We start from the raw sequence: 26,712 nt of genomic DNA, 5'->3' as shown, positions 1-26,712 counted from the left end.
TACTAATTGCCCGTGAGGCTTGACCATATAACACCCAAGCAATTTGCTGACCTGAGAAGGCACCAGATTGCGGTGTGTGAAGACGAAACGAACCGAAAGTTCGAAGCGCACAAACACCGACAGCTGTCACATACCCAATTTGCTGAAGCGAGGCCATCTGGTCACGAGTCAGTACCCGAATTTCTTGACGACCATAGAGCGTTGGAACCACCTGATCCCATCCCGAACTCAGCAGTGAAACGATGCATCGCCGATGGTAGTGTGGGGTTTCCCCATGTGAGAGTAGGTCATCGTCAAGATTAAATTCCGAAACCCCAATTGCGAAAGCAGTTGGGGTTTTGTTTTGCCTGCAAGAAAGTTTTTCACAGCGCCACCGGGGAAATACATCCTGAAGTGGACGGCCAGTTTTGGTATGGTGCAGCTCGTTTTTTAACGGACTGATGTCCTGCCCATGGATCGGCACTCATTTATGTCGAAGAGTTGCTGTAGAAATGCCTGAACCAATCCCGATCAAGGACCATGAAAAAGAGACGCGGCTGGTCAACAAACGCTTGATTGCCTGTGCTCTGTTCGTCTTTGCCATCAGCTGTGCTCTAGTGGTGCGTCTGTATATCCTTCAGGTGGTGGAATTCGACTACCACTCGACCATCTCCGAAAATAATCGTGTGCATGTCCTGCCGATTCCGCCGACGCGCGGATTGATCTATGACCGCAACGGTGTACTTCTCGCCGACAACCGTCCCAGCTACAACCTGACCATCACTCGTGAGCGTGCAACTGACGTCAATCAGGAATTGGACGAAGTCATCAACCTGCTGCACTTGCCTGCTGAGGACCGCATGGTATTCGACAAGGCGATGAAGCAATCCCGGCATCCGTTCACACCGGTTACCCTGTTTTATGAGCTGACGGAAGAGCAGATTGCCGTCCTGGCGGTCAATGAGTTCCGCCTGCCGGGCCTCGATGTCGAACCGCAGTTTGTCCGGCACTATCCCCTTGGCGCGCATTTCGCCCATTCAATCGGTTATGTCGGTCGGATCAACGAGAAAGAATCGAAGGCTCTCGACTCCGTTGAATACCGTGGTACGCAATCCATCGGTAAAACCGGTATCGAGCGCTTCTATGAAGCGCAGCTGCATGGCCATGTCGGCTATGAAGAAGTCGAAACCAACGCTCAAGGAAGAGTGCTTCGGGTGCTCAAGCACACCGACCCGGTGCCAGGTAAAAACATCGTCCTCAGCCTCGATGTGAAACTGCAGGAAGCCGCCGAAGCCGCTTTGGGCGATCGTCGTGGATCCGTGGTTGCTCTTGATCCGTCCACGGGAGAAGTACTGGCGATGGTCAGCAACCCCAGCTTCGATCCGAATCTGTTCGTCACTGGCATCAGCTCAAAGGAATATTCCGCCCTGCGCGATTCCATCGACCGGCCGCTGTTCAACCGCGTATTGCGCGGCCTGTACGCCCCCGGTTCGACGATCAAGCCGGAAGTCGCCATCGCTGGTCTGGACGCAGGCGTCGTGACCCCGCAAACACGCGTATTCGATCCCGGCTATTACCAACTACCGGACTTCGATCACAAGTACCGCAACTGGAACCACAGTGGTGACGGCTGGGTGGATATGGACGCGGCGATCATGCGATCCAACGACACCTACTTTTACGATTTGGCGCACAAGCTTGGCATCGATCGCCTGCACGACTACATGGCGATGTTCGGTCTCGGTGAAAAGGTCTCGCTCGACATGTTTGAAGAGTCCCCCGGTCTGATGCCGTCGCAGGCTTGGAAACGCGCAACGCGGCGGCAGGCATGGTATCCCGGTGAAACCGTTATCCTGGGCATCGGCCAGGGCTACATGCAGGTCACACCCCTGCAATTGGCCCAAGCTACCGCACTGATCGCCAATAAAGGGATATGGAATCGGCCGCATCTGGCCAAATCGGTCGACGGCGTAGCGCCGGTTGACGAGCACCCGATGCCGAACATCCTGCTCAAGGATCCGCGTGATTGGGAGCAGGTCAACCACGGCATGCAGATGGTCATGCACGATGCTCGAGGCATTGCCCGAGCGGCCGCTGCGGGCGCGCAATACCGCATTGCCGGCAAAAGTGGTACGGCGCAAGTCGTGGCGATCAAGCAGGGGGAGCGCTACAACCGTGAGAAAACCCTTGAGCGCCACCGTGACAACGCCCTGTTCGTAGGATTCGCGCCGGCAGAGCATCCGAAAATCGCCATCTCGGTAATGATCGAGAACGGCGAGGCCGGGGGGCGGGTCGCAGGGCCGGTAGTCCGGCAGATCATGGATGCCTGGTTACTCGATCAGGATGGTCATCTCAAGCCGCAATACGCCGCGCCGAGCAAAGCCCCGGGCGACCCCCACGTCTAAAGCGTAATAGCTTCATGGCACAGGCTCCAGCGGAGCCTGTGATTACGCACCGGGTACCGGGCAACTCATGTCGCCTTCCTCACATTTCAAATATTGCTTGAGCGCCTCGACACGCGTCTTGGTCATGCCCGTCAGGCAATCGCTGTAAATCAATGGATAAACACTCCCGCCCGCCACTCCTGATGCCGAAAACTTGCATTCAGAGTCGCGGAATCCAATCCATGCCCGCTGCGCGCCCACCAGTAGCTTCTTGCCGTCCGGGTTGTCTTTCAAGCGGCCGGTGATCTGCTGGTAAACCGCATTCAATTCCTTGTCTGCCGCTTTAAAGGCTTGCCCCGCGCATTGATTCATTGTCGCTTGATCACTGGTATTGGCGCAGTCAACGGCGGCGTGGACGAATGGGGAAAAAACAAAGGGCGCAAAGGCCAGAAGCAGTCGTACTGACATAAGGTTCTAGCTGTACCGAATGGAAAAGTGCAAACAGTGTAGCTAGGGTTGAGTGCGTAACCTGGAAGCTTCCAGCAGGCGATCCGCAGTGGCGGCGATTTCCTCGCGTTCATGCAGCCGCTCCAGCCAGTGCTCGGGAATCGCCCGAGTGCCGTAATAAGCACCTGCCAACTGACCCACGATAGCAGCGGTTGTATCCGCATCATCACCGAGATTGGCTGCTTGCAACACCGCGTCGGCGTAGGTCTGCGTGTGGTGGAAGCACCACAACGCGGCTTCCAGCGATTGGACGCTATAGCCGCTGCCCTTGATTTCAGTTTCCCCTTTGTCGAGGTATTCACCCCGTGCGATCGCAGCCACCCCGGGCTGGGAAAGCGCTAGCAGTGGCGCCCGGCGGAGCTGGGTTTTCTCCGCACCCTCAAGGGCTCTTGCGATCAGATCAGCCAGCAATTGGCAGCACTCGATTGCCTCCGGCGCGGCATGGGTTGTGCGTGAGCTGTCGGCAGCGAACGTCTGTATCTGTCGAACATCGGGAAAATAAAACAGCACGACGGGGGCCAGTCGCATCAGCGACCCGTTGCCAGCAGTCAACGGATCAGTCGAGCCGGCAAAAGGCTCCCCGGTGCGCTGGTACTGTTGCAGCGCCTGGCTCACGGTCATGCCGATGTCGAAACATTCACCGGTAGAACTCAGGTATCCCCATTTCCACCAATTGAGATAGCGGCCCATCTGATCAGCCGCATCGAAGCCGTTTTTGCTCAGCAGGCTCTCGGCCAGACACAACGCCATTGAGGTGTCATCGGTCCACTGCCCCGGTTTTAGCTGAAACGGGCCACCGCCGACCATATCACTCAGCGGCCGGAATGATCCTCGCGGTTGGAACTCGACCGTGGTGCCAACCGCGTCGCCGCAAGCCAGGCCTAGAAGGGCACCGCGATAACGATCGGCTAGAGAGGGCTGCATGGTTCGTCCTTGTTTCTGCGAATTCGCTGGCAAGATAGCAGGTCAATCGGCGCTGATTACAGAGCGCAAACTACGGCAGAATGTGTCTGCACGAGTCAAAGCTGCAGCGCTTCGATACAACTTCCCATTGGACATGTGGTCATACAAGCCTAGTGTTCAGAACAGGAGGTGACGTATGAAACCAGTACCTAACAGTTTCGAACGCAAAATCAAGCTCAAGGCGTCGCGTTCCCACGTCTGGCGTGCATTAGTCGATGCCGAGGCGTTTGGACAATGGTTTGGCGTGGCGCTCGAGGGGCGGCGATTCATCGCTGGCGAATGGACGCAGGGCCAGGTCACATACCCCGGTTATGAACACGTATTGTGGAACGTGCTGATCGAGCGGGTCGAGCCGCAGCAGTTGTTTTCTTTCCGTTGGCATCCGTATGCGGTCAACCCGAAGATCGACTACTCGCAAGAGCCCACCACCCTGGTCAAATTCGAGCTGCAGGATTTCGAGGACGGCACATTGCTCAAGGTTTCGGAATCCGGCTTCGCCCACATACCCGATGTTCGCCAGAAAGAGGCGTATTACATGGACAGTCGCGGTTGGGAGGAACAATTGAGCCGGCTTGAACAGTTCCTCGCCGAAAGCGCCAAGGCCCGTGAGAGCGGTAGTGCCTGACAGGTCTAAGGGTTTTCGGAAGTGTTTGTATGGCGAATGTCTTACACGCGTTGGTAGCTTTTACGACTATTGCTGATTGGATCCACTGGGTAATCTACACACATCAACTGAGACACAGGGAGTGTTTCAGGATCATGGATGATCGACCATTTGCAAGGATCGCTACCGACAGGGAGTCGATAATGGTCTTGGGAAAAACCCGCTTCGGCGGGTTTTTTTTCGTCTGCACGTAGGAGCTGCCGAAGGCTGCGATCTTTTGATCTTGCTTTTAAAGCCAAAGTCAAAAAAACCGCAGCCTGCTGCAAATGTCACCCGTTACGAAGCAATCAACTGCCGCAACACATAATGCAGAATCCCCCCGGATTTGAAGTACTCAACCTCGTTCAACGTATCAATCCGGCACAGGACCTCGACCTTCTCCTGACGCCCGTCCTCGCGAGTAATCACCAGAGGCAGATTCATCCGGGGCGTCAACTCGACACCGCTCAGCCCCTGAATCTCGAATGTTTCCTTGCCAGTCAGATTGAGACTCTTGCGATTCTGGTCAAGCTTGAACTGCAACGGCAGCACACCCATGCCCACCAGATTGGAGCGGTGAATGCGCTCGAAGCTTTCCGCAATGACCGCTTTGACCCCCAGCAGATTGGTACCTTTTGCCGCCCAGTCACGGCTTGACCCTGTGCCATATTCCTGTCCGGCAATCACCACCAGCGGAGTGCCCGAAGCCTGATACTTCATGGCTGCATCATAGATGGCCATTTTTTCCCCGGTGGGAATGTAGAGGGTGTTGCCACCTTCCTCGCCCCCGAGCATCTCGTTGCGAATACGGATGTTGGCAAACGTGCCGCGCATCATCACTTCATGATTGCCGCGACGTGAACCGTAGGAGTTGAAGTCGCGAGGCTCGACGCCTTTTTCCTGCAGATAACGCCCGGCCGGGCTGTCGATCTTGATATTGCCGGCGGGGGAGATGTGGTCTGTGGTTACCGAATCACCGAGCAGGGCCAATACCCGTGCGCCTTTGACATCTTTGACCTCCGGCAGGGGGCCAGAAATGTCGTCGAAGAAAGGTGGATGCTGAATGTAGGTCGAATCGTCCTGCCACACGTAAGTGGCCGCTTGCGGCACCTCGATGGCTTGCCATTGCTCATCACCGGCAAACACTTCGGCGTATTCCTTGTGGAACATCGCCGTATTGACCTGATTCACCGCCTCGGCGATCTCTCGGCTGCTCGGCCAGATATCGCGCAGATACACCGGATTACCCTGCTGATCCTCACCCAGTGGTTCGCTGCTGATATCGGTGCGCACGCTACCCGCCAATGCATAGGCGACGACCAGCGGTGGCGAGGCGAGCCAATTGGTTTTCACCAGCGGATGCACGCGCCCTTCGAAGTTGCGGTTGCCGGACAGGACCGACGCGACCGTAAGATCGGCTTTCTGAATGGCTTTTTCGATCGGCTCCGGCAGTGGCCCGGAGTTGCCGATGCAGGTGGTGCAGCCATAGCCGACCAGAGAAAACCCCAGTTGATCAAGGTATTGGGTCAGCCCGGCAGCCTTGTAGTAGTCGGTGACGACTTTCGACCCGGGGGCCAGTGAGCTTTTGACCCACGGCTTGCGCGTCAGGCCTTTTTCCACTGCTTTTTTCGCCAGCAACCCGGCCGCCATCATCACGCTCGGGTTGGAAGTGTTGGTGCAGGAGGTGATCGCGGCGATGACCACGGCGCCGTTTTTCAGGCGATAGGTTTTGCCCTCGTATTCGTAATCCGCTTCGCCCACCAGATCGGCATTGCCCACGGCGACGCCGCCACCGCCCTCGCTTTCCAGGCGTCCTTCTTCTTTGCTGGTGGGTTTGAATTGCAGGTCGACAAAGTCACTGAAGGCCTGCGCAACGTTCGGCAGCGAGACGCGATCCTGCGGGCGCTTCGGTCCGGCCAGACTGGCTTCGACGCTGCCCATGTCCAGCGCCAGACTGTCAGTGAACACCGGCTCCTGACCCGGAAGACGCCACAGACCTTGAGCCTTGGTGTACGCCTCGACCAGTTTCACCACTTCCGCTGGCCGGCCGGACAGGCGCAGGTATTCCAGGGTGACATCGTCGACCGGGAAGAAGCCGCATGTCGCCCCGTACTCGGGAGCCATGTTGGCGATGGTCGCGCGGTCGGCCAGTGGCAGGTCGGCGAGGCCGTCGCCATAGAACTCGACGAATTTGCCGACCACGCCTTTCTTGCGCAGCATCTGCGTCACGGTCAGCACCAGGTCGGTCGCGGTGATGCCTTCCTTGAGCTTGCCGGTGAGTTTGAAGCCGATCACTTCCGGAATCAGCATTGACACCGGTTGCCCAAGCATCGCCGCTTCCGCTTCGATCCCGCCGACGCCCCAGCCGAGTACGCCGAGGCCGTTGATCATGGTGGTGTGGGAGTCGGTCCCGACCAGCGTGTCGGGGAAAGCGTAGGTGCGGCCGTCCTCTTCTTTGGTCCACACGGTGCGACCGAGGTACTCGAGGTTGACCTGGTGGCAGATGCCGGTGCCCGGCGGTACCACGCTGAAGTTATCGAACGCACTCTGGCCCCAGCGCAGAAACGCATAGCGTTCGCCGTTGCGTTGCATTTCGATGTCGACGTTCTGTTCAAACGCACTGGCGCTGCCAAACTTGTCGACCATCACCGAGTGGTCGATTACCAGATCCACCGGTGATAACGGATTGATCCGTTGAGGATCACCGCCAGCCTTGGCCATCGCCGCACGCATGGCGGCGAGGTCGACCACGGCGGGGACACCGGTAAAATCCTGCATCAATACGCGCGCCGGGCGGTACTGGATTTCCCGATCGGAGCGGCGCTCCTTGAGCCAGGCAGCAAGGGCCTTGAGGTCGGCACCGGTCACGGTTTTTTCGTCTTCCCAGCGCAGCAGGTTTTCCAGCAGTACCTTTAACGACATCGGCAGCTTGTCGAGGTCGCCCAGGCTTTTGGCGGCTTCCGGCAGGCTGAAATAATGGTAGGTCGTGGCGTCGATTTGCAGGGTTTTCAGTGATTTCAGACTATCGAGGGACGGCATTACGATCACTCCTTTGAGTCCGCACGGCTACGGACTGAGGGGACGGGCAGAGCATTAAACCTAGCTCTGTTTTGAGTAGCTGGCTAATAACTGGACTCTATGGGCGGAACCAAGGTTCCGACTTCGGCTATCATGCGCCGGTTTTCGTGACAGGCATTGCGGCAACGCAAGGCTTGAGCATCGCGCAGCGGCCGAATCATCGAGCGCTGCCCAGGAGTAAGAATGAACACCCTATTCATGCATTGCCGGCCCGGCTTCGAAGGCGAAGTCTGTTCGGAAATTTCCGACCTCGCCGCCCGTCTCAACGTCGCCGGCTACGCCAAAGCCAAAACGGCCGCGGCCTGCGCCGAGTTTGTCTGCACCGAAGCCGACGGCGCCGAACGCCTGATGCGCGGTCAGCGTTTCGCCGAACTGATCTTCCCGCGGCAGTGGGCACGGGGCTTTTTCATCGATCTGCCGGAAAACGACCGGATCAGCGTGATCCTCGCGCACATGGCCGATTTTCCGGTGTTTGGCAGTCTGTGGCTGGAAGTAGTCGATACCAATGATGGCAAGGAGCTGTCGAACTTCTGCAAGAAGTTCGAAGGCCCGCTGCGCAAGGCACTGACCGCCGCCGGAAAACTGGTGGAAGACGCCAGCAAGCCGCGTCTGTTGCTCACCTTCAAAAGCGGTCGCGAGGTGTTTCTTGGCATGGCCGACGCCGGTAACTCGGCAATGTGGCCGATGGGCATTCCGCGCCTGAAGTTTCCCCGCGAAGCGCCCAGTCGCTCGACCTTGAAGCTGGAAGAGGCGTGGCACCACTTCATTCCGCGTGATCAGTGGGAAGATCGCCTGCACAGTGACATGACCGGCGTCGACCTCGGTGCCGCGCCGGGCGGCTGGACCTGGCAACTGGTCAACCGTGGCATGCTGGTCACCGCCATCGACAACGGCCCGATGGCTGAAAGCCTGATGGAAACCGGGCTCGTGCAGCATCTGATGGCGGATGGTTTTACCTTCAAGCCGAAACAGCCAGTTGACTGGATGGTCTGCGATATCGTTGAGAAACCGGCGCGCAACGCCGCGATGCTGGAAGAATGGATCGGCGAGGGACATTGCCGCGAGGCGGTGGTCAACCTGAAGCTGCCGATGAAACAGCGTTATGCCGAAGTGAAGCGTCTGCTGGAGCGTATTGCCGATGGTTTCAAGGCGCGCGGGATCAAGGTTGATATCGGCTGCAAGCAGCTGTATCACGACCGCGAAGAAGTGACCTGCCACTTGCGTCGGCACGACAGCAAAAAAGCCAAGTCCCGCTGAAGCAGCGCAAACCCTTGTGCGAGCGAGCCTGCTCGCGAAAGCGTCTTGTCAGCCGACACCAATGTTGGATGAAACAGCGTATTCGCAAGCAGGCTCGCTCCCACATGGGTTGGACGATATCCGGCAATGCGCGACAATGCCGGCCAGTTTCTGGAGTAAACCATGAGCGAAATGATCAACACCCCAGTCGACGGCACCCTCGACGCCACCGGTCTGAATTGCCCGGAACCGGTAATGATGTTGCATCAGCACATCCGCGATCTGCTGCCCGGCGGCTTGCTCAAGGTGATCGCCACCGATCCCTCGACCAAGCGCGATATCCCCAAGTTCTGCGTGTTTCTTGACCATGAGCTGGTCAGCCAGCACGAAGAGGCCGGTACTTATCTGTACTGGATTCGCAAGAAGTCCTGACTCTGGGCAAAAAAAGACCTGCAAATGCAGGTCTTTTTTATGGGTGATCAACCTGCCGAACGACTGATCCGAATCCGCTTGCGCGCACTGCGCGTCAGACGGATCGAGAGCATCAGCGCCGCGCAGCTCAGACCGACGATCAACCCCTGCCACAGGCCGCTCGGGCCACGTGGCGCGCCGAGCCAGTCAGTCAGGCCCAACGCGTAACCGACCGGCAAACCAATCCCCCAGTAAGCGAACAGGGTCAGGATCATCGTCACGCGAGTGTCCTGATAACCACGCAACGCGCCGGCAGCAGTCACCTGGATCGCATCGGAAAACTGGAACAGCGCCGAATACACGATCAGCATCGCCGCGATGTGAATCACCGTCGGATCGGCGGTATAGATCGCTGCAATTGGCTCGCGCAGCAACAGCATCAGACTCGCCGACAGGCAGGCGTAGGCGAGGGCGGTGGCCATGCCGACTCCGGCGGCAAAACGCGCCTCCCGCGGTTCTTCGCGGCCCAATGCCTGCCCGACACGCACGGTGACCGCCATGCCCAGCGAATACGGAATCATGAACACCAGCGAGCTGACGTTCAATGCAATCTGATGCCCGGCCACCACCGTCGCGCCGAGGCTGCCGATGAGCAGGGCGATCACCGCGAAGATGCTCGATTCGGCAAACACCGCGATGCCGATCGGCAAACCGATCGACAGCAGACGCTTGATCACCGCCCACTGCGGCCAGTCGAAGCGGCTGAACAGCTCGCTCGAACGATAGGCCGGCGCCCAGCGTTCGTAACCGGCCAGACCCAGCGCCATCACCCACATCACGATTGCCGTGGCCCAGCCGCAGCCAACGCCGCCCATGGCCGGCACGCCGAAGTGGCCATAGATGAAGATGTAGTTCAGCGGGATGTTCAGCGCCAGACCGCACAAGCCCAACACCATGGCCGGGCGGGTGCGGCCAATGCCGTCACTGGTGCAACGCAACACGTGATAGAAGGCCACCGCCGGCAAGCCGCTGGCGATGCCGTGCAGGTATTGCATGCACGGGCCGATCAGCTCTGGGTCGACCTTCATCAGGTGCAACACCGGTTCAGCGGCGACCAGCATCGAGGTGGCGATCAGTCCCACCACCAATGCCAGCCACAGCGCCTGACGCACGATCGGGCCGATCTCGCTGTGCTTGCCGGCGCCGAAACGTTGCGCCACTTTCGGCGTGGTGGCGAGCAGAGTGCCGGTCATCAACAGAAACACCGGCACCCAGATCGAGTTGCCCAACGCCACCGCCGCCAGATCCTTAGGCCCGACGCGCCCGGCCATCACCGCATCGACGAAGCCCATGGCCGTGGTCGCCAGTTGCGCGATGATGATCGGCAGGGCCAGGGCGAGCAGGTTTTTCAACTCCAGGCGAATCCGCGCAGGGCGGGTCAGGGAGACGGCGACAGGTTGGTCAGTTACAGGGTTCACAGGCAAAGCGTCCAGAAAGTAGTGATGCGCGAGGCGGGGCATTCTACGCCGCTGACGCCCCGGTCAGGAAAAATCCTCTGTTGCGCATTTGTAAACGCAAAGCCTGCTGGCTGATCGACGCGTCTGCACCTAAACTGCCGATCCGCCCAAGGAGCCCGCCATGCTGATTGTTGCCGATGAAAATATCCCGCTGCTCGACGCCTTTTTTGCCGGTTTCGGTGAAATCCGCCGGGTCCCGGGCCGCTCCATTGACCGGGCGACGGTCGAGCAGGCCGATGTGTTGCTGGTGCGTTCGGTGACCAACGTCAACCGCGCGCTGCTTGAGGGCAGCAAGGTGCGCTTTGTCGGCACCTGCACCATCGGCACCGACCATTTGGATCTCGATTACTTCAACGAGGCCGGGATTACCTGGTCGAGCGCGCCGGGATGCAACGCTCGGGGGGTGGTCGATTACGTACTGGGCAGTCTGATGACACTGGCCGAAATCGAAGGGGTGGATCTGACCCAGCGTACCTACGGCGTCGTTGGCGCCGGTGAAGTCGGTGGTCGCTTGATCAAGGTCCTGAAGGGCTTGGGCTGGAACGTCATGGTGTGCGATCCGCCGCGTCAGATTGAAGGCGGCGATTACGTCAGCCTTGAGCAGATCATCCAGCTGTGCGACGTGATCAGTCTGCATACTCCACTGACCCGTAGCGGCGACGATGCAACGTGGCATCTGTTCGATCAACAGCGTCTGCGGCAACTCAAGCAGGGTGCGTGGCTGATCAACGCGGCGCGCGGCCCTGTGGTGGACAACGCAGCGCTGCGTGAGGTGCTGCTCGAGCGCGAAGACTTGCAGGCAGTGCTCGATGTCTGGGAAAAGGAGCCTGAAGTCGATGTTGCGCTGGCCGAACTCTGTGTATTGGCCACGCCACATATTGCCGGTTACAGCCTCGATGGCAAGCAACGCGGGACTGCGCAAATCTATCAGGCTTACTGCGCGTTCATCGGGCAGCCCGCAGATATCCAGCTCAGTGATCTTTTGCCGGCAGCGTGGCTGTCGGAAGTTTCCCTGCACGGCGGCAGTGACCCGGCGTGGGCGCTGGCGATGTTGTGCCGGGGCGTGTACGACCCGCGCCGCGATGATGCGGATTTCCGCCGCAGTCTGGTGGGAAATGTCGCTGAACAGCGTGCGGCGTTTGATGTGTTGCGCAAGCAATACCCGGTGCGGCGCGAGATCGAAGGGCTGAAGGTGCGGATTGAAGGGGATGCGCCGGCGTTGCGGCAGATTGTCGAGGCGCTGGGGGCTGTGGCTGTCTAGAAACCGAAGCGGCTCATTCGCGAGCAGGCTCGCTCCCACAGGGGATCTTCACTGAACATACGATTTGTGTGGGAGCGAGCCTGCTCGCGAAAGCGGCACCCCCGATCCTGAATTGCAGACAGAAAAAACCCGGCCAATCAGGGCCGGGTCAGGAAGACGGTGGCTATATCACTCTTGTTCGGCAGGCTTGACCAATCGCTTCTCCAGTTCGCGGCAAGCGTCCTGGATCATGTTTTCAGTGATCGGTACTTCGCGGCCCTGTTCATCGATAATCGAGCAACCCAGAGACTGGTCGGGTTGGGTGCGGATCACTTCAATCTTGTCTTCGCTGCTGTGTTGCAAGGACATGGCCTGTCTCCTCATCAGGTTGTGTGCCTAAGTTAAAACCGCCACGTGACCAGGCTGTGACAACTCCCTGCGGTCTGTCGGCGGGCGGCATCTCTACTCAAACAGAAATGACCGCTCGTCTCAACCGCAACCTTAGACCAATCGTTTCTAGCATCCGGACATCCCGGGCATATTTAACCTGACTCATTGTGATTTACAGAGTTCCACCCCATCTGAGTCTGTAGGCTGGCCCGATCCATTTGCGCAGACGTGAACTCCATGATCTCCATGCTTTCTTCCCGACACCGGCGCGCCCTGCGCCTGACCAGTCATTTTCTCCTTCCGTATCGCTGGCATGCCTTCGGCGCGTTACTCGCGCTGATCGTCACGGCCGGCATCACCTTGTCGATGGGGCAGGGCATCAAGTTGTTGGTGGATCAGGGCTTCATGACCCGATCGCCGCATCTGCTCAATCAGTCCATCGGCATTTTCATGCTGCTGGTGCTCGGGCTGGCGCTGGGCACTTTCGCCCGTTTCTATCTGGTTTCGTGGATCGGCGAGCGGGTGGTCGCCGACATTCGTCGCCAGGTTTTCAACCATCTGGTGTATCTGCATCCGGGCTTTTATGAGGACAACCGCAGCTCGGAAATCCAGTCGCGCCTGACTGCCGACACCACGCTGCTGCAATCAGTAATCGGCTCGTCGCTCTCGCTGTTCCTGCGCAATTTGCTGATGGTGATCGGCGGTGTGGTGTTGCTGTTCATTACCAACCCCAAACTCACCAGCATTGTCGTGATTGCGCTGCCGCTGGTGATCGCGCCGATCCTGATTTTCGGCCGCCGCGTGCGCAATCTGTCGCGCCAGAGCCAGGACCGCATCGCCGATATTGGCAGCTACGTGTCGGAAACCCTGGGCCAGATCAAAACCGTGCAGGCCTACAACCACCAGGTGCAGGATCAACAGCGCTTCGCCTCGACCGTCGAGCAGGCGTTCGACACCGCGCGCAAACGGATTTTTCAGCGGGCGTGGTTGATCACCTTGGTGATCGTGCTGGTGTTGGGCGCGGTGGCAGTGATGTTGTGGGTCGGCGGCATGGACGTGATGGCCGGGCGGATTTCCGCCGGAGAACTGGCGGCATTCGTTTTTTACAGCCTGATCGTCGGCAGTGCGTTCGGCACCTTGAGCGAAGTGATCGGTGAGCTACAACGCGCTGCGGGGGCCGCCGAACGCATCGCCGAATTGCTGCGCTCGGAAAACATCATCCAGCCACCGGTGACCGGACTGGTCGCTTTGCCAGCGCGAGTCAAAGGTGAGCTTGAACTGCGCGATGTGCGCTTTTCCTACCCGTCGCGTCCGCAAAGCTACGCAGTCGATGGCTTGAATCTGACGGTCAGGGCGGGCGAAACCCTGGCGTTGGTGGGACCGTCTGGCGCGGGCAAGTCCACGGTCTACGACCTGTTGCTGCGCTTCTACGATCCGCGCGAAGGCCAGATTCTGCTGGATGGCGTGCCGCTCACCAGCCTCGATCCGCTGGATCTGCGCCGCTGTTTCGCACTGGTCTCGCAAACCCCTGCGCTGTTCTTCGGCAGTGTGGAGGAGAACATTCGCTACGGCTGCCCAACCGCCACGCTGGAGCAGGTCAAGGAAGCTGCGCGAATCGCCCACGCCCACGATTTCATCGAGCAAATGCCTGATGGTTATCAGACTCATCTGGGCGATGGCGGGCTCGGGCTGTCAGGCGGTCAGCGCCAGCGCCTGGCCATTGCTCGCGCCCTGCTGGTGGACGCGCCGATCCTGCTGCTGGACGAAGCCACCAGCGCCCTCGACGCACAGAGCGAGCATCTGATCCAGCAAGCCTTGCCAACGCTGATGGAAAACCGCACGACCCTGGTCATCGCCCATCGGCTGGCCACCGTGAAGAACGCTGATCGAATTGCAGTGATGGACCAAGGCAAGCTGGTCGCGGTGGGGACGCACCAGGAATTGATCGCCAGCAACCCGCTGTACGCGCGACTGGCGGCGTTGCAATTCAATGATGGCCACGCAGTGGACTTGTAGGAGCTGCCGAAGGCTGCGATCTTTTGATCTTGCTTTACAAAAAATGCCCGCATTGAATGCGGGCATTTTTACATCAAAGATCGCAGCCTCGGCAGCTCCCGCCTGACCGGGATTACCGGTTATTGATCATCAAAGTACCGCTCATGCCAATCCACCAGCGGTTGCGGCGAGTTGAGCTTTTGACCGTAGATCACCGAGTACGACAGCACGTTCTGCACGTATTGCCGGGTTTCGTCGAACGGGATGCTTTCCACCCAGACGTCGAAGCTCAGGTGATCGGCGCCGCGCAGCCACTGACGCACGCGGCCGGGGCCGGCGTTGTAAGCGGCGGAGGCGAGCACGCGGTTGCCGTTGAACTGGCTGTGTACCTGGCTGAGGTAGGCCGCGCCGAGCTGGATGTTCTTGTCTGGATCGAGGACTTGCTGGGGCGAGGCCAGTGGAATGCTGAACTTGCGTGCGGTCTCCTTGGCGGTGCCGGGCATCAATTGCATCAGACCGCTGGCGCCGACGCCGGAGCGTGCGTCGTCCATGAAGGCGCTTTCCTGCCGGGTGATAGCGAACACCCAGCTCGAATGCAGCCCACGCACCTTGGCTTCGCGCACGAGGGTATCGCGGTGAGCCATCGGGAAGCGGATGTCCAGATCGTCCCAGTACTGCGCCTGACTGATGGTGCGAATCGCCGGGAAGTACCACTTCAGGTCGTAGGCCAGTTTGGCCTGGGCGACCATTTCATCGCGGTTGAAATGACGGCTGACGTGATACCACTCGCGACGCCCGTCGACGATCTGGCCGCGTGCATGAAACTCCAGCGCGCGGCGTACGCCCGGGGTGTTACGCACTTTATTGATCAGCGCCTGGCTGAGCACCAGTGGCTTGTTGTTCAGCGAGTAAGGCGACTGCGAGCGGTCTGCGGCGAGGAAGCCATAGAAGTCCCGTTCCCGCGCCAGATTCTTGTACAGGGTCAGCGCTTGCGGGTTCTGCGGCTGGGCCAGTTCCAGGCTGCGCGCCTGCCAGTAGCGCCAACGGTTGGTGGTGGCCAGATCTTGCGGCAGGCGTTTGGTCAGTTCGTAGGCATCGTTCCAGCGTGCCAGACGCAGCAGCAGGCGCAGGCGCCATTCCGAGACGGTGTTGTCGCGCAGCTCTGGATCGTATTTGGTCATTACGTCCAATGCGCGGCTGTCGAAACGGCGGGCCAGGGTCAGGCCGATCTCACGGGCGATCGCGACTTTTTCATCACGAGAAAAATGCATGCTGCTGGCGTAACCGTCGAGCAAGGCCATGGCCTTGTCCGGGTCCTGCCTGGCGAGGCGACGCAGGCCGAGGCTGACCACGTCGGACATCGGCTCGTCGGCCGGTGTAAAGCGCGACGGCTGATTGAGCAGTTCGGGTTTCTGCGCCACGTCGACCAGCAAACGACCGCGCGGGGCGAGGGTGGTCAGACCGTTGATCAGACTGTTGGCCAGCGGATAATTGCGTGCTTGCGCGGCGAGCTTGGTGCGCTCCCAGCGTTTCTGCTCGGTGAGCTGGCCGTCGGCAGCCCAGATGCCGAACAAGGCATCACAGGCGGCCGGTTGCGATTTGCCGGTCAGCCAGAGCTTTTCCGCGCTGGCATAGCCTTCGGCTTTCTTGTCGTGGCTGATCTGGTACTGCGCGTTGAGGCAATCGAGCTCGGTGAAATTCAGCTTCGGATCGTAGTACTTGACGAAGGTCGCCCAGTCGCCGCGGTCCGCGAGCCAGCGCAACCAGCGCAGTTTCATCCAGTTGGCTTGCGGCAGGTCGCCGTGTTCGGCAAGGAATTTCTCGATCTCCGCATTGCTCGCCGTCTTCAGGCGCGCTGTCAGTTCGTCGTAGGCCAGGTACGGTTCCAACGGATAATCGGCTAGCGCCTGGCTGTAGCGGAAATACGGGCCGGTATCACCCTTGGCAAGGGCGCGTTTGGCTTCATCGTAATACTGGCGTTGGGTGGAAAGGTCCACCGCCTGGACGGATTGAGCGGCAGCGGCGGTGAGTAACAAGCAGGACAAAACACTGAAAAGGCGACTGCGCATGAGACATCCGGGCAGAGAAATCATGACAAGTGCTGACCGAAATCCGCACTGAATTGCCTGTAGCTTAGCCTTTTGCCAGCAAGCGGCGAAAGCTTTGCGAGCCTCGCTGCACAAGTTCGCAACAAATGTTGTGCAGAGTGCTTCGACCGACAAATTGCCGGCCTGCTGAAGCCCCAAGTCGGGTAGAATGCGCCCCCGGTTTTTGGAGAAGCTCATGACCCTGCTCAAATTCAGCGATGTGTCCCTTGCGTTCGGCGCTATGCCGTTGTTGGACAAGGTATCCTGGCAGATCGCCCGTGGAGAGCGGGTGTGCATCATCGGCCGCAACGGCACTGGCAAATCCAGCATGATGAAACTGGTCAAGGGCGATCAGAAGCCCGATGACGGCTCGGTTTGGCGTGCCCCCGGTCTGAAAATCGGCGAATTGCCGCAAGAATTGCCGGTGGCCGACGACCGGACGGTATTCGATGTGGTGGCTGAAGGCCTCGACGGCGTCGGCGCGTTGCTCGCCGAATATCATCACTTGAGCCAGAACATCGTCACCGACGCCGACCTGGACAAGCTGATGCACGTCCAGCACGACCTCGAAGCCCGTGACGGCTGGCGCTTGCAGACCCTGGTCGACAGCACCCTGAGCCGCCTGCAACTGCCGGCCGACAAGACCCTCGCCGAGTTGTCCGGCGGCTGGCGTCGTCGAGTGCTGCTTGCGCAGGCCCTGGTGTCCGAGCCGGATCTGCTGCTGCTCGACGAACCGACCAACCACCTGGACATCGGTGCGATCGCCTGGCTCGAAGAGGCACTGAAGGATTTCCAGGGCGCCGTGCTGTTCATCACGCACGACCGTTCCTTCCTGCAAAACCTCGCCACGCGCATTCTCGAACTGGATCGCGGCGGCCTGATCGACTGGAACGGCGACTACGCCAGTTTCCTCGTGCACAAAGAGGCGGCGCTGGCCGCTGAAGAAACCGCCAACGCGCTGTTCGACAAGCGTCTGGCTCAGGAAGAAGTGTGGATCCGTCAGGGCATCAAGGCCCGGCGTACCCGTAACGAAGGCCGCGTGCGTGCGCTGAAAGCCCTGCGCGTCGAGCGCAGTGAGCGTCGCGAGCGTACCGGCAAAGCCAACATTCAGCTGGAAACCGCCGACAAGTCCGGCAAGCAGGTGATGGTGCTCGAGAACGTGAGCTTCGCGCATCCGGGCGGGCCGTTCCTGATCAAGGATTTCTCCATGGTCCTGCAGCGCGGCGACCGTATCGGTCTGCTCGGCGCCAACGGTACCGGCAAGACCACACTGCTGAAGCTGATGCTCAGCGGTCTGCAACCCACCAGCGGCAAAGTCGAAGAGGGCACGCGCATCGACGTGGCCTACTTCGACCAGTTGCGCCATCAGCTGGATCTGGAAAAAACCGTGATCGACAACGTCGCCGAAGGTCGCGACTTCATCGACATTGACGGGCAGAGCCGCCACGTGCTGAGTTACCTCGGCGACTTCCTGTTCAGCCCGCAGCGTGCGCGCACGCCGGTCAAGGCGTTGTCGGGTGGTGAGCGCGCGCGTCTGTTGCTGGCGAAGCTGTTCAGCAAACCGGCCAACCTGCTGGTACTCGACGAACCAACCAACGACCTCGATGTGGAAACCCTTGAACTGCTCGAAGAAGTGCTGCTGACCTTCAACGGCACCGTGCTGATGGTCAGCCACGACCGGGCATTCCTCGACAACGTGGTGACCAGCACTCTGGTTTTCGAAGGTGAAGGCAAGGTTCGTGAATATGTCGGCGGCTATCAGGACTGGATCCGTCAGGGCGGTTCGCCGCGCCTGCTGGGCGTGACTGAAAGCAAGTCGGGCAAGGCGGATCTCAACTCGGCAGTGGTTACCGCTGAACCTGCTGTGGTTGCTGCGCCAGGCGCAGCTGCACCGGCTGCCAAGAAGAAGCTGAGCTACAAGCTCCAGCGTGAGCTGGAAGCCTTGCCGGGCGACATCGACGCCAAGGAACAGCAGATTGCTGCGGTTGAGGCGGAAATGGCTGAAGCCGGTTTCTATCAGCGTCCGCCGGCGGAAACGGCCAAGGTGATAGCTTCGCTGGAGCAACTGCAGGCTGAGCTGGATGCGTTGGTGGAGCGTTGGGCCGAGCTGGATGCCTGATTGATCCTGATATGAAAAAGCCCGGCGCTTAGTAATGAGCGCCGGGCTTTTCATATGTAATGCGATAAAGGATGAATCAAATTACCTGTGGGAGCGAGCCTGCTCGCGAAAGCGGTGTGTCAGGCAGCACTCATTTTGAATGCGCCGACGTATTCGCGAGCAGGCTCGCTCCCACAATGAGCAAGACAAGTCAGCGTTTGACCAGGTGCACCGCCAGTACATCGCAAGGCGCACCGTGCAGCACGTCATTCGCAGTCGAGCCGAGCAATAGCGCCAAACCATGACGGCCGTGGCTGCCAACCACAATCAGATCGCACGCCTGGTCTTTGGCGAAGTGGTGGATTTCCTGGCGTGGCTGGCCGTAGGTCAGGTGGCAATTGGCGCCTTCGAGCTCGGGATATTTTGATTTCAGTTTTTCCAGGCGCTCCTTGGCCTGATCGAACTGCTGTTGTTGCAGTTGTGACAGGTCCATCGGCACGTCGCCACCGAAGGCCATGGCCATCGGTTCAACGATGTGCACCAGCGACAACTTGGCACCGTTGCTCACCGACAGCTCGCGGGCGCGGTGGATCACAGGGTCGCACTCTTCGGTCAGATCTACAGCGACCAGTATGTGGTGGTAGGGCATGAGGTGCTCCTCCTGAGGGTTCGATATTGGTAAGTATGGCTGGTTTCAAGCGCATTGGTTCGCTAGTGACACAATGGGCTCATCAAAAATCGGGAGTACAGATATGACGGTCTGGCTGGTGGTGTCAATCCTGCTGGTAGTTTTAAGTCCGCTGGCATGGTTGCGCCCATCGCGTACACAGAGCGGGCGCATGGCCCTGCGCATGGAAGCGCGGCGCATCGGCCTGGCCATGCAGCTGGCGCCGCAGGAGTGGCCGCACTGGCTGTTGCCTGAGCCGCCGAATCCCTGCGCCCAGTACCACCGGCCGCGGCGTGGCAGTCAGCCGGCGTGCTGGACCTACTGGCAGAAGACTCCCGGAGTCTGGGTCAATCAGTGGCAGGAAGTCTGCGAGGACCGGACGCTGCTGGATTATTTCGAAAAATTGCCGGGCAATGTTTTCAAGATCGAAGCGGACAGGCAGATGATCGCCTTGTACTGGGGCGAGAAGGGCGAAGCGACGGTTTTGCAGGATATTGACGCGACGCTGAAAGCGCTCGCGTGACGTGGCGATTTTTCTCACTGCAACGGTGTGATGCGTCCGGCAGACGCGCATTAAAAAGCCCGACATGATTCGTCGGGCGGGTTGGCCAGGCAGGCCGGTAAACTTTTTCGCGGCAGACGCTTGGTTCGCCTCGATAAATTCTCTGAAGTCCACCTAGCGTAGCCTTCTGAACAGGGCACGTCGGGAATTAGGGCGACTTTTCTAACTATTGATTCTATGAATAGCTGACCATGCGGGCGCGTGTTGCTGCTCATCATGGTGCAGAAATGACTGCAAAGTCGCGTTTCAGCCCGAATTTAGGGCGATTGACAATTGTCAGAAATTCCGTGAATGTGACGTACCCGAATCAAACGGGCGTATGAATTGAGCGTTTGTCTTACAGACTGCTCCTACAGAATCCCGACTATCGCGTTGGCGGGTGTGCCAGGCGGACAGGTATCAGCATTGACGAACAAAGCGTCCTTCTGAGCCATATGCCTGCGTCCGACGTGTACTGTTCAGCTTCCATATCGTGGAGATCAGTTGATGATTTACGAAGGTAAAGCCATCACGGTTAAAGCTCTTGAAAGTGGCATCGTCGAATTGAAATTCGACCTCAAGGGTGAGTCCGTCAACAAGTTCAACCGTCTAACCCTGAACGAACTGCGTCAGGCCGTAGACACCATCAAGGCAGATGCTTCGATCAAGGGCGTGATCGTCAGCAGTGGCAAGGACGTGTTCATCGTCGGCGCCGACATCACCGAATTTGTCGACAACTTCAAGCTGCCGGATGCCGAGCTGGTTGCTGGCAATCTCGAAGCCAACAAGATCTTCAGCGATTTCGAAGACCTCAACGTGCCAACCGTCGCGGCCATCAACGGCATCGCCCTCGGTGGCGGTCTGGAAATGTGCCTGGCGGCCGACTATCGCGTCATGTCCACCAAGGCCAAGATCGGCCTGCCGGAAGTCAAACTGGGCATCTACCCGGGCTTCGGCGGTACCGTACGTCTGCCACGCCTGATCGGCGTCGATAACGCCATCGAATGGATTGCCGCCGGCAAGGAAAACCGCCCTGAAGACGCCCTGAAAGTCAGCGCCGTCGACGCCGTGGTTGCTCCCGAGAAGCTGCAGGAAGCTGCCCTCGAGCTGATCAAGCGCGCCATTTCCGGTGAGTTCGACTACAAGGCCAAGCGTCAGCCGAAACTTGAAAAACTCAAGTTGAACGCCATTGAGCAGATGATGGCTTTCGAAACCGCCAAAGGTTTCGTCGCCGGTCAAGCGGGTCCGAACTACCCGGCGCCGGTCGAAGCAATCAAGACCATCCAGAAAGCCGCGAACTTCGGGCGCGACAAAGCTCTGGAAGTGGAAGCCGCAGGCTTCGTCAAACTGGCCAAGACCTCTGCTGCGCAGAGCCTGATCGGTCTGTTCCTGAACGATCAGGAACTGAAGAAAAAGGCCAAGGCCTACGACGAAATCGCCAAAGACGTGAAGCAGGCCGCCGTACTCGGCGCTGGCATCATGGGTGGCGGTATCGCCTATCAGTCGGCCTCCAAAGGCACGCCGATCCTGATGAAGGACATCAACGAGCACGGTATCGAGCAGGGTCTGGCCGAAGCGGCCAAGCTGCTGGTTGGTCGCGTTGACAAAGGTCGCATGACCGCCGCGAAGATGGCTGAAGTGCTCAACGGCATTCGTCCGACCTTGTCCTACGGTGACTTCGGTCACGTCGATCTGGTCGTCGAAGCTGTGGTCGAGAACCCGAAGGTCAAGCAAGCGGTACTGGCTGAAGTCGAAGGTCAGGTCAAAGAGGACACCATCCTCGCCTCCAACACTTCGACCATTTCCATCAGCCTGCTGGCCAAGGCCCTCAAGCGTCCGGAAAACTTCGTCGGCATGCACTTCTTCAACCCGGTGCACATGATGCCGCTGGTGGAAGTGATCCGTGGCGAAAAGTCGAGTGAACTGGCTGTTGCCACCACCGTTGCCTACGCGAAGAAAATGGGCAAGAACCCGATCGTCGTCAATGACTGCCCGGGCTTTCTGGTCAACCGCGTGCTGTTCCCGTACTTCGGCGGTTTCGCCAAGCTGGTCAGCGCCGGTGTCGACTTCGTGCGTATCGACAAGGTCATGGAGAAGTTCGGCTGGCCAATGGGCCCGGCATACCTGATGGACGTGGTCGGCATCGACACCGGTCACCACGGTCGTGACGTCATGGCTGAAGGTTTCCCGGATCGCATGAAGGATGACCGTCGTTCGGCCATCGACGTGCTGTACGAAGCCAAGCGCCTGGGCCAGAAGAACGGCAAGGGTTTCTACGCCTACGAGGCCGACAAGAAAGGCAAGCAGAAGAAAGTCGCCGATCCGTCGGTGCTGGAAGTGCTCAAGCCGATCGTTTACGAGCAGCGCGAAGTCACTGACGAAGACATCATCAACTGGATGATGATCCCGCTGTGCCTGGAAACCGTGCGCTGCCTGGAAGACGGCATCGTCGAAACCGCCGCCGAAGCCGACATGGGTCTGGTTTACGGTATCGGTTTCCCTCCATTCCGTGGCGGCGCGCTGCGCTACATCGATTCGATCGGTGTCGCCGAGTTCGTTGCCCTGGCTGACCAGTACGCTGATTTGGGCGCGCTGTATCACCCGACCGCGAAGCTGCGCGAAATGGCCAAAAACGGCCAGAGCTTCTTCGGTTAAGCGCCCCCAACTAGAGTGAGAGTGAACTTATGAGCTTGAATCCTAGAGACGTCGTGATTGTCGACTTCGGTCGTACTCCGATGGGCCGCTCCAAGGGCGGCATGCACCGCAACACCCGCGCTGAAGACATGTCGGCGCACCTGATCAGCAAACTGCTGGAACGTAACAGCAAGGTCGACCCGGCGGAAGTCGAGGACGTGATCTGGGGCTGCGTCAACCAGACCCTGGAACAGGGCTGGAACATCGCGCGCATGGCGTCGCTGATGACCCAGATTCCGCACACCTCGGCCGGCCAGACCGTCAGCCGTCTGTGTGGCTCGTCGATGAGTGCACTGCACACTGCTGCGCAAGCGATCATGACCGGCAACGGTGACGTGTTCGTGGTCGGCGGCGTCGAGCACATGGGCCACGTGAGCATGATGCATGGTGTCGATCCGAACCCGCATATGTCGCTGTACGCGGCGAAAGCCTCGGGCATGATGGGCCTGACCGCTGAAATGCTCGGCAAGATGCACGGCATCACCCGCGAACAGCAGGATGCCTTTGGCGTGCGTTCTCACCAGTTGGCCCACAAGGCAACTGTGGAAGGCAAGTTCAAGGACGAAATCATCCCGATGCAGGGTTACGACGAGAACGGTTTCCTGAAACTGTACGACTACGACGAAACCATTCGTCCGGAAACTACCCTGGAAAGTCTGGCGGCGCTCAAGCCGGCATTCAATCCGAAGGGCGGTACCGTGACGGCGGGCACTTCGTCGCAGATCACGGACGGCGCCTCGTGCATGATCGTGATGTCGGCGCAGCGCGCGCAGGACCTGGGTATCCAGCCGATGGCGGTGATCCGTTCGATGGCAGTGGCGGGTGTGGATCCGGCGATCATGGGCTATGGTCCAGTGCCAGCGACCCAAAAAGCCCTGAAGCGTGCGGGCCTTGGCATCAACGATATCGACTTCTTCGAGCTCAACGAAGCTTTCGCTGCACAGGCCCTGCCAGTGCTGAAAGATCTGAAAGTGCTCGACAAGATGAACGAGAAGGTTAACCTGCACGGCGGCGCGATCGCCCTGGGTCACCCGTTCGGTTGCTCCGGTGCGCGTATTTCCGGCACCCTGCTGAACGTGATGAAGCAGAATAGCGGTACCTTCGGGGTGGCCACTATGTGCATTGGTCTCGGCCAAGGTATCTCCACCGTCTTCGAACGCGTTTAAGCGTCTCGTCGATGGAAGCCGGGGCCCAGTGCCCCGGTTTTTGTTTTTGGGTTTTTTATTTATTTTTGAAAAGATTTCAGTGAGGGCCGAAGCATGCCGATACAACCTGGGCTCTATCAACATTACAAAGGTCCGCAATACCGTGTATTCAGTATTGCGCGGCATTCCGAAACCGAAGAAGAAGTGGTCTTTTACCAAGCCCTGTATGGCGATTACGGCTTTTGGGTGCGCCCGCTGAGCATGTTTGTCGAGTCGGTCGAGGTTGACGGCGAGCAGGTGCCGCGCTTTGCTTTGGTGCAAGCCGAACCGAGCCTTTTTGACGAGGTTTGAGGCGACTGCGCAGAGAACCCTGCGCTTGACCTCACCTTGTATCAACTATATATAGCGGTGCCGCGTCAGGCGCCAACCGCCTTTCACTTCTAGAATTCAGGAATTTTCTGATCCATGGGCAAATCGCTGGTCATTGTGGAATCCCCGGCTAAGGCCAAGACCATCAACAAGTATCTGGGTAACCAATACGTGGTGAAGTCGAGTATCGGCCATATCCGAGACCTGCCCACCAGCGGTTCGGCTAGCGCCAGCAAAGAGCCAGCCGCCAAGCGTGGCAAGGCGGCTGCGGGCGAAGGTCCGGTGCTCTCGCCGAAAGACAAAGCTCGCAAGCAGCTGGTCTCGCGTATGGGCGTCGATCCCGAGCACGGCTGGAAAGCCAAGTACGAGATCCTTCCGGGTAAAGAGAAGGTCATCGAAGAGCTGCGCCGGCTCGCCAAGGATGCTGACACCATCTATCTCGCAACCGACTTGGATCGCGAGGGGGAAGCCATTGCCTGGCACCTGCGCGAAGCCATCGGTGGTGATGACAGCCGCTACAAGCGCGTGGTGTTCAACGAAATCACCAAGAAGGCGATTCAGGAAGCCTTCTCCGAGCCGGGCGAGCTGGACATCGATCGTGTCAACGCCCAGCAGGCGCGTCGCTTCCTCGACCGCGTTGTCGGCTACATGGTGTCGCCGCTGCTGTGGGCCAAGATCGCCCGTGGTCTGTCCGCCGGTCGTGTGCAATCGGTAGCGGTGAAACTGGTGGTCGAGCGTGAGCGCGAGATTCGTGCGTTCATCCCGGAAGAATACTGGGAAGTGCATGCCGATCTCGGCACTGCCAAAGGCTCGACCGTGCGTTTCGAAGTGGCTCGCGAAAAAGGCGAAGCCTTCAAGCCGCTCAACGAAGCCCAGGCCATGACTGCGCTGGAGAAGCTCAAATCCTCCAGCTACAGCATCGTCAAGCGCGAAGACAAGCCGACCAGCAGCAAGCCGTCGGCGCCTTTCATCACCTCGACCTTGCAGCAGGCCGCGAGCAACCGCCTCGGTTTCGGCGTGAAGAAAACCATGATGATGGCCCAGCGTCTGTACGAAGCCGGCTACATCACTTACATGCGTACCGACTCGACCAATCTCTCGGCCGACGCCGTAGCGATGGCGCGCACTTACATCGAAGACGAGTTCGGCAAGAAATACCTCCCGGAATCGCCGAACGTCTACAGCAGCAAGGAAGGTGCGCAAGAGGCTCACGAAGCGATTCGTCCCTCCGACGCCAACACCACACCGAGCAAGCTGGCGGGTATGGAACGTGATGCCGAGCGTCTGTATGAGCTGATCTGGCGTCAGTTCCTCGCCTGCCAGATGCTGCCCGCGCAGTACCTGTCGACCACCGTCAGCGTTGGCGCTGGCGACTTCGAACTGCGCGCCAAGGGCCGGATCCTCAAGTTCGACGGTTACACCCGCGTGATGCCGCAAATTGCCAAGCCCGGCGATGACGACGTGCTGCCGGATATGGCGCAGGGCGATGTGATGAAGCTGATCAAGCTCGATCCGTCGCAGCATTTCACCAAGCCACCGGCGCGTTACTCCGAAGCCAGTCTGGTCAAGGAAATGGAAAAGCGCGGCATCGGTCGTCCTTCGACCTACGCTGCGATCATTTCGACCATTCAGGATCGCGGTTACGTGACGCTGCACAACCGCCGTTTCTATTCGGAGAAGATGGGCGACATCGTCACCGAGCGTCTTTCCGAAAGTTTCTCCAATCTCATGGACTACGGCTTCACCGCCGGCATGGAAGAGAACCTTGATGACGTGGCGCAAGGCGAGCGCGACTGGAAAAACGTACTGGACGAGTTCTACGGCGACTTCAAGAAGAAACTCGAAGTAGCGGAAAACCCGGACAGCGGGATGCGCGCCAACCAGCCGGTCATGACCGACATTCCGTGCACCACCTGCGGCCGCCCGATGCAGATTCGTACTGCCTCGACTGGCGTGTTCCTCGGCTGCTCGGGCTACAGCCTGCCGCCGAAAGAGCGCTGCAAGGCCACGGTCAACCTGGTGCCGGGCGATGAAATCGCAGCGGACGACGAGGGTGAATCGGAATCGCTGGTACTGCGTGGCAAGCATCGTTGCCCGATCTGCAGCACGGCGATGGACGCCTACCTGCTGGACGAAAAGCGCAAGTTGCACATCTGCGGCAACAACCCGGATTGCGCCGGTTATGAAATCGAAGAAGGCAGTTATCGCATCAAGGGCTATGAAGGTCCTAGTCTGGAATGCGACAAGTGCGGCAGCGAGATGCAGCTCAAGACCGGTCGTTTCGGCAAATTCTTCGGTTGCACCAACCCGGAGTGCAAAAACACCCGCAAACTGCTGAAGAGCGGTGACGCAGCGCCACCGAAGATGGATCCGGTGAAGATGCCTGAGCTGAAATGCGAAAAGGTCAACGACACCTACATCCTGCGCGACGGCGCATCCGGTCTGTTCCTGGCCGCCAGTCAGTTCCCGAAAAACCGCGAGACCCGTGCTCCGCTGGTAATCGAGATTCTGCCGCACAAGGACGAGATCGATCCGAAGTACCACTTCCTGTGCGAAGCTCCGCAGAAGGATCCTGACGGTCTGCCGGCGGTCATCCGCTACAGCCGCAAGACCAAGGAGCAATACGTGCAGACCGAAGTCGACGGCAAGCCTACAGGCTGGAAAGCGTATTACGACGGTGGCAAGTGGACAGTTGAAGACAAGCGCAGCGCGAAGGCCAAGGCTGAGTAAGCGTTAGTCTGAACAGCGAAAAGGCCGCATGAAACCTT

General features: G+C 59.1%; 19 protein-coding genes and 1 rRNA gene. 13 read left to right on the top strand and 7 right to left on the bottom strand.

The genetic code is table 11. The features are described from left to right. Positions 1-183 precede the first annotated feature (183 nt). Both rrf and mrdA read left to right on the top strand, forming a co-directional pair. A 5S ribosomal RNA gene (gene rrf / locus QRN33_RS06005) occupies positions 184-299 on the top strand. A gap of 192 nt (positions 300-491) precedes the next feature. Continuing rightward, entirely contained in the window at positions 492-2,384 is a 1,893-nt protein-coding gene (gene mrdA / locus QRN33_RS06000) for a penicillin-binding protein 2 (RefSeq protein ID WP_065615868.1), read from the top strand. A gap of 42 nt (positions 2,385-2,426) precedes the next feature. Here the strand turns inward: mrdA and QRN33_RS05995 are convergent, their stop codons facing one another. After that, the gene (locus QRN33_RS05995; protein ID WP_285407580.1) at positions 2,427-2,831 is read right to left on the bottom strand and encodes a lysozyme inhibitor LprI family protein; all 405 of its coding nucleotides are present in this window, start codon (positions 2,829-2,831) and stop codon (positions 2,427-2,429) included. Positions 2,832-2,873: 42 nt separating this feature from the next. Next, on the bottom strand, positions 2,874-3,794 hold the full coding sequence (locus QRN33_RS05990) for an ADP-ribosylglycohydrolase family protein (RefSeq protein ID WP_285407582.1): 921 nt from the start codon (positions 3,792-3,794) through the stop codon (positions 2,874-2,876). Between the two features lie 175 nt (positions 3,795-3,969). Between QRN33_RS05990 and QRN33_RS05985 the strand changes: the two genes are divergently transcribed. After that, positions 3,970-4,458 (top strand): SRPBCC family protein, encoded by a 489-nt coding sequence (locus QRN33_RS05985; RefSeq protein ID WP_042609019.1) that lies wholly within the window; start codon positions 3,970-3,972, stop codon positions 4,456-4,458. 315 nt (positions 4,459-4,773) lie between these two features. Here the strand turns inward: QRN33_RS05985 and acnA are convergent, their stop codons facing one another. Then, positions 4,774-7,515 carry an aconitate hydratase AcnA gene (gene acnA, locus QRN33_RS05980; protein ID WP_252873129.1) on the bottom strand — a complete coding sequence of 914 codons (2,742 nt, stop codon included), beginning with the start codon at positions 7,513-7,515 and terminating at the stop codon, positions 4,774-4,776. Positions 7,516-7,737: 222 nt separating this feature from the next. Here acnA and rlmM point away from each other — a divergent pair, with 222 nt between their 5' ends. Both rlmM and tusA read left to right on the top strand, forming a co-directional pair. Then, positions 7,738-8,811, top strand: a complete 1,074-nt coding sequence (rlmM, locus tag QRN33_RS05975) for a 23S rRNA (cytidine(2498)-2'-O)-methyltransferase RlmM (protein ID WP_064365372.1) — start codon at positions 7,738-7,740, stop codon at positions 8,809-8,811. Between the two features lie 162 nt (positions 8,812-8,973). Continuing rightward, positions 8,974-9,222, top strand: coding sequence for a sulfurtransferase TusA (gene tusA, locus QRN33_RS05970; RefSeq protein ID WP_116658586.1), 249 nt, complete (start codon positions 8,974-8,976; stop codon positions 9,220-9,222). Positions 9,223-9,269: 47 nt separating this feature from the next. Here the strand turns inward: tusA and QRN33_RS05965 are convergent, their stop codons facing one another. Beyond that, positions 9,270-10,679: an MATE family efflux transporter gene (locus QRN33_RS05965; protein WP_285407579.1), complete on the bottom strand. Its 1,410-nt coding sequence runs from the start codon at positions 10,677-10,679 to the stop codon at positions 9,270-9,272. Between the two features lie 160 nt (positions 10,680-10,839). Between QRN33_RS05965 and pdxB the strand changes: the two genes are divergently transcribed. Beyond that, a complete protein-coding gene (gene pdxB / locus QRN33_RS05960; protein ID WP_285407578.1) occupies positions 10,840-11,979 on the top strand; it encodes a 4-phosphoerythronate dehydrogenase PdxB in 1,140 nt (379 codons plus the stop codon). 168 nt (positions 11,980-12,147) lie between these two features. Here the strand turns inward: pdxB and QRN33_RS05955 are convergent, their stop codons facing one another. Beyond that, entirely contained in the window at positions 12,148-12,327 is a 180-nt protein-coding gene (locus QRN33_RS05955; protein WP_042609025.1) for a PA1571 family protein, read from the bottom strand. A gap of 258 nt (positions 12,328-12,585) precedes the next feature. Between QRN33_RS05955 and QRN33_RS05950 the strand changes: the two genes are divergently transcribed. Next, positions 12,586-14,364 carry an ABC transporter transmembrane domain-containing protein gene (locus QRN33_RS05950; protein ID WP_285407577.1) on the top strand — a complete coding sequence of 593 codons (1,779 nt, stop codon included), beginning with the start codon at positions 12,586-12,588 and terminating at the stop codon, positions 14,362-14,364. Between the two features lie 119 nt (positions 14,365-14,483). Here the strand turns inward: QRN33_RS05950 and QRN33_RS05945 are convergent, their stop codons facing one another. Further along, on the bottom strand, positions 14,484-16,412 hold the full coding sequence (locus QRN33_RS05945; protein ID WP_064365368.1) for a transglycosylase SLT domain-containing protein: 1,929 nt from the start codon (positions 16,410-16,412) through the stop codon (positions 14,484-14,486). A 214-nt stretch (positions 16,413-16,626) separates the two neighbouring features. Here QRN33_RS05945 and QRN33_RS05940 point away from each other — a divergent pair, with 214 nt between their 5' ends. Beyond that, complete coding sequence (locus QRN33_RS05940) at positions 16,627-18,549, top strand: ATP-binding cassette domain-containing protein (protein ID WP_083352302.1); 1,923 nt, start codon at positions 16,627-16,629, stop codon at positions 18,547-18,549. Between the two features lie 190 nt (positions 18,550-18,739). Here QRN33_RS05940 and QRN33_RS05935 read toward each other — a convergent pair whose 3' ends face one another. Continuing rightward, the gene (locus QRN33_RS05935; RefSeq protein WP_042609030.1) at positions 18,740-19,177 is read right to left on the bottom strand and encodes a universal stress protein; all 438 of its coding nucleotides are present in this window, start codon (positions 19,175-19,177) and stop codon (positions 18,740-18,742) included. Between the two features lie 103 nt (positions 19,178-19,280). Here QRN33_RS05935 and QRN33_RS05930 point away from each other — a divergent pair, with 103 nt between their 5' ends. The 5 genes from QRN33_RS05930 (at position 19,281) to topA (ending at position 26,674) form a co-directional block, all read left to right on the top strand. Continuing rightward, positions 19,281-19,718, top strand: a complete 438-nt coding sequence (locus QRN33_RS05930) for a hypothetical protein (RefSeq protein ID WP_227972736.1) — start codon at positions 19,281-19,283, stop codon at positions 19,716-19,718. A gap of 525 nt (positions 19,719-20,243) precedes the next feature. Continuing rightward, a complete protein-coding gene (fadB, locus tag QRN33_RS05925; protein ID WP_090284755.1) occupies positions 20,244-22,391 on the top strand; it encodes a fatty acid oxidation complex subunit alpha FadB in 2,148 nt (715 codons plus the stop codon). 29 nt (positions 22,392-22,420) lie between these two features. Beyond that, positions 22,421-23,596 carry an acetyl-CoA C-acyltransferase FadA gene (gene fadA / locus QRN33_RS05920; protein ID WP_016775495.1) on the top strand — a complete coding sequence of 392 codons (1,176 nt, stop codon included), beginning with the start codon at positions 22,421-22,423 and terminating at the stop codon, positions 23,594-23,596. Positions 23,597-23,689: 93 nt separating this feature from the next. Continuing rightward, the gene (locus QRN33_RS05915; protein ID WP_123419112.1) at positions 23,690-23,926 is read left to right on the top strand and encodes a DUF1653 domain-containing protein; all 237 of its coding nucleotides are present in this window, start codon (positions 23,690-23,692) and stop codon (positions 23,924-23,926) included. A 114-nt stretch (positions 23,927-24,040) separates the two neighbouring features. Further along, a complete protein-coding gene (gene topA, locus QRN33_RS05910) occupies positions 24,041-26,674 on the top strand; it encodes a type I DNA topoisomerase (RefSeq protein ID WP_285407576.1) in 2,634 nt (877 codons plus the stop codon). Positions 26,675-26,712: the final 38 nt, after the last annotated feature.

Source organism: Pseudomonas sp. FR229a (assembly GCF_030209115.1).
GTDB lineage: Bacteria > Pseudomonadota > Gammaproteobacteria > Pseudomonadales > Pseudomonadaceae > Aquipseudomonas > Aquipseudomonas moraviensis_A.
The sequence above is the reverse complement of the archived record's forward strand: the minus strand, read 5'-3'. Positions and strand labels throughout refer to the sequence as shown.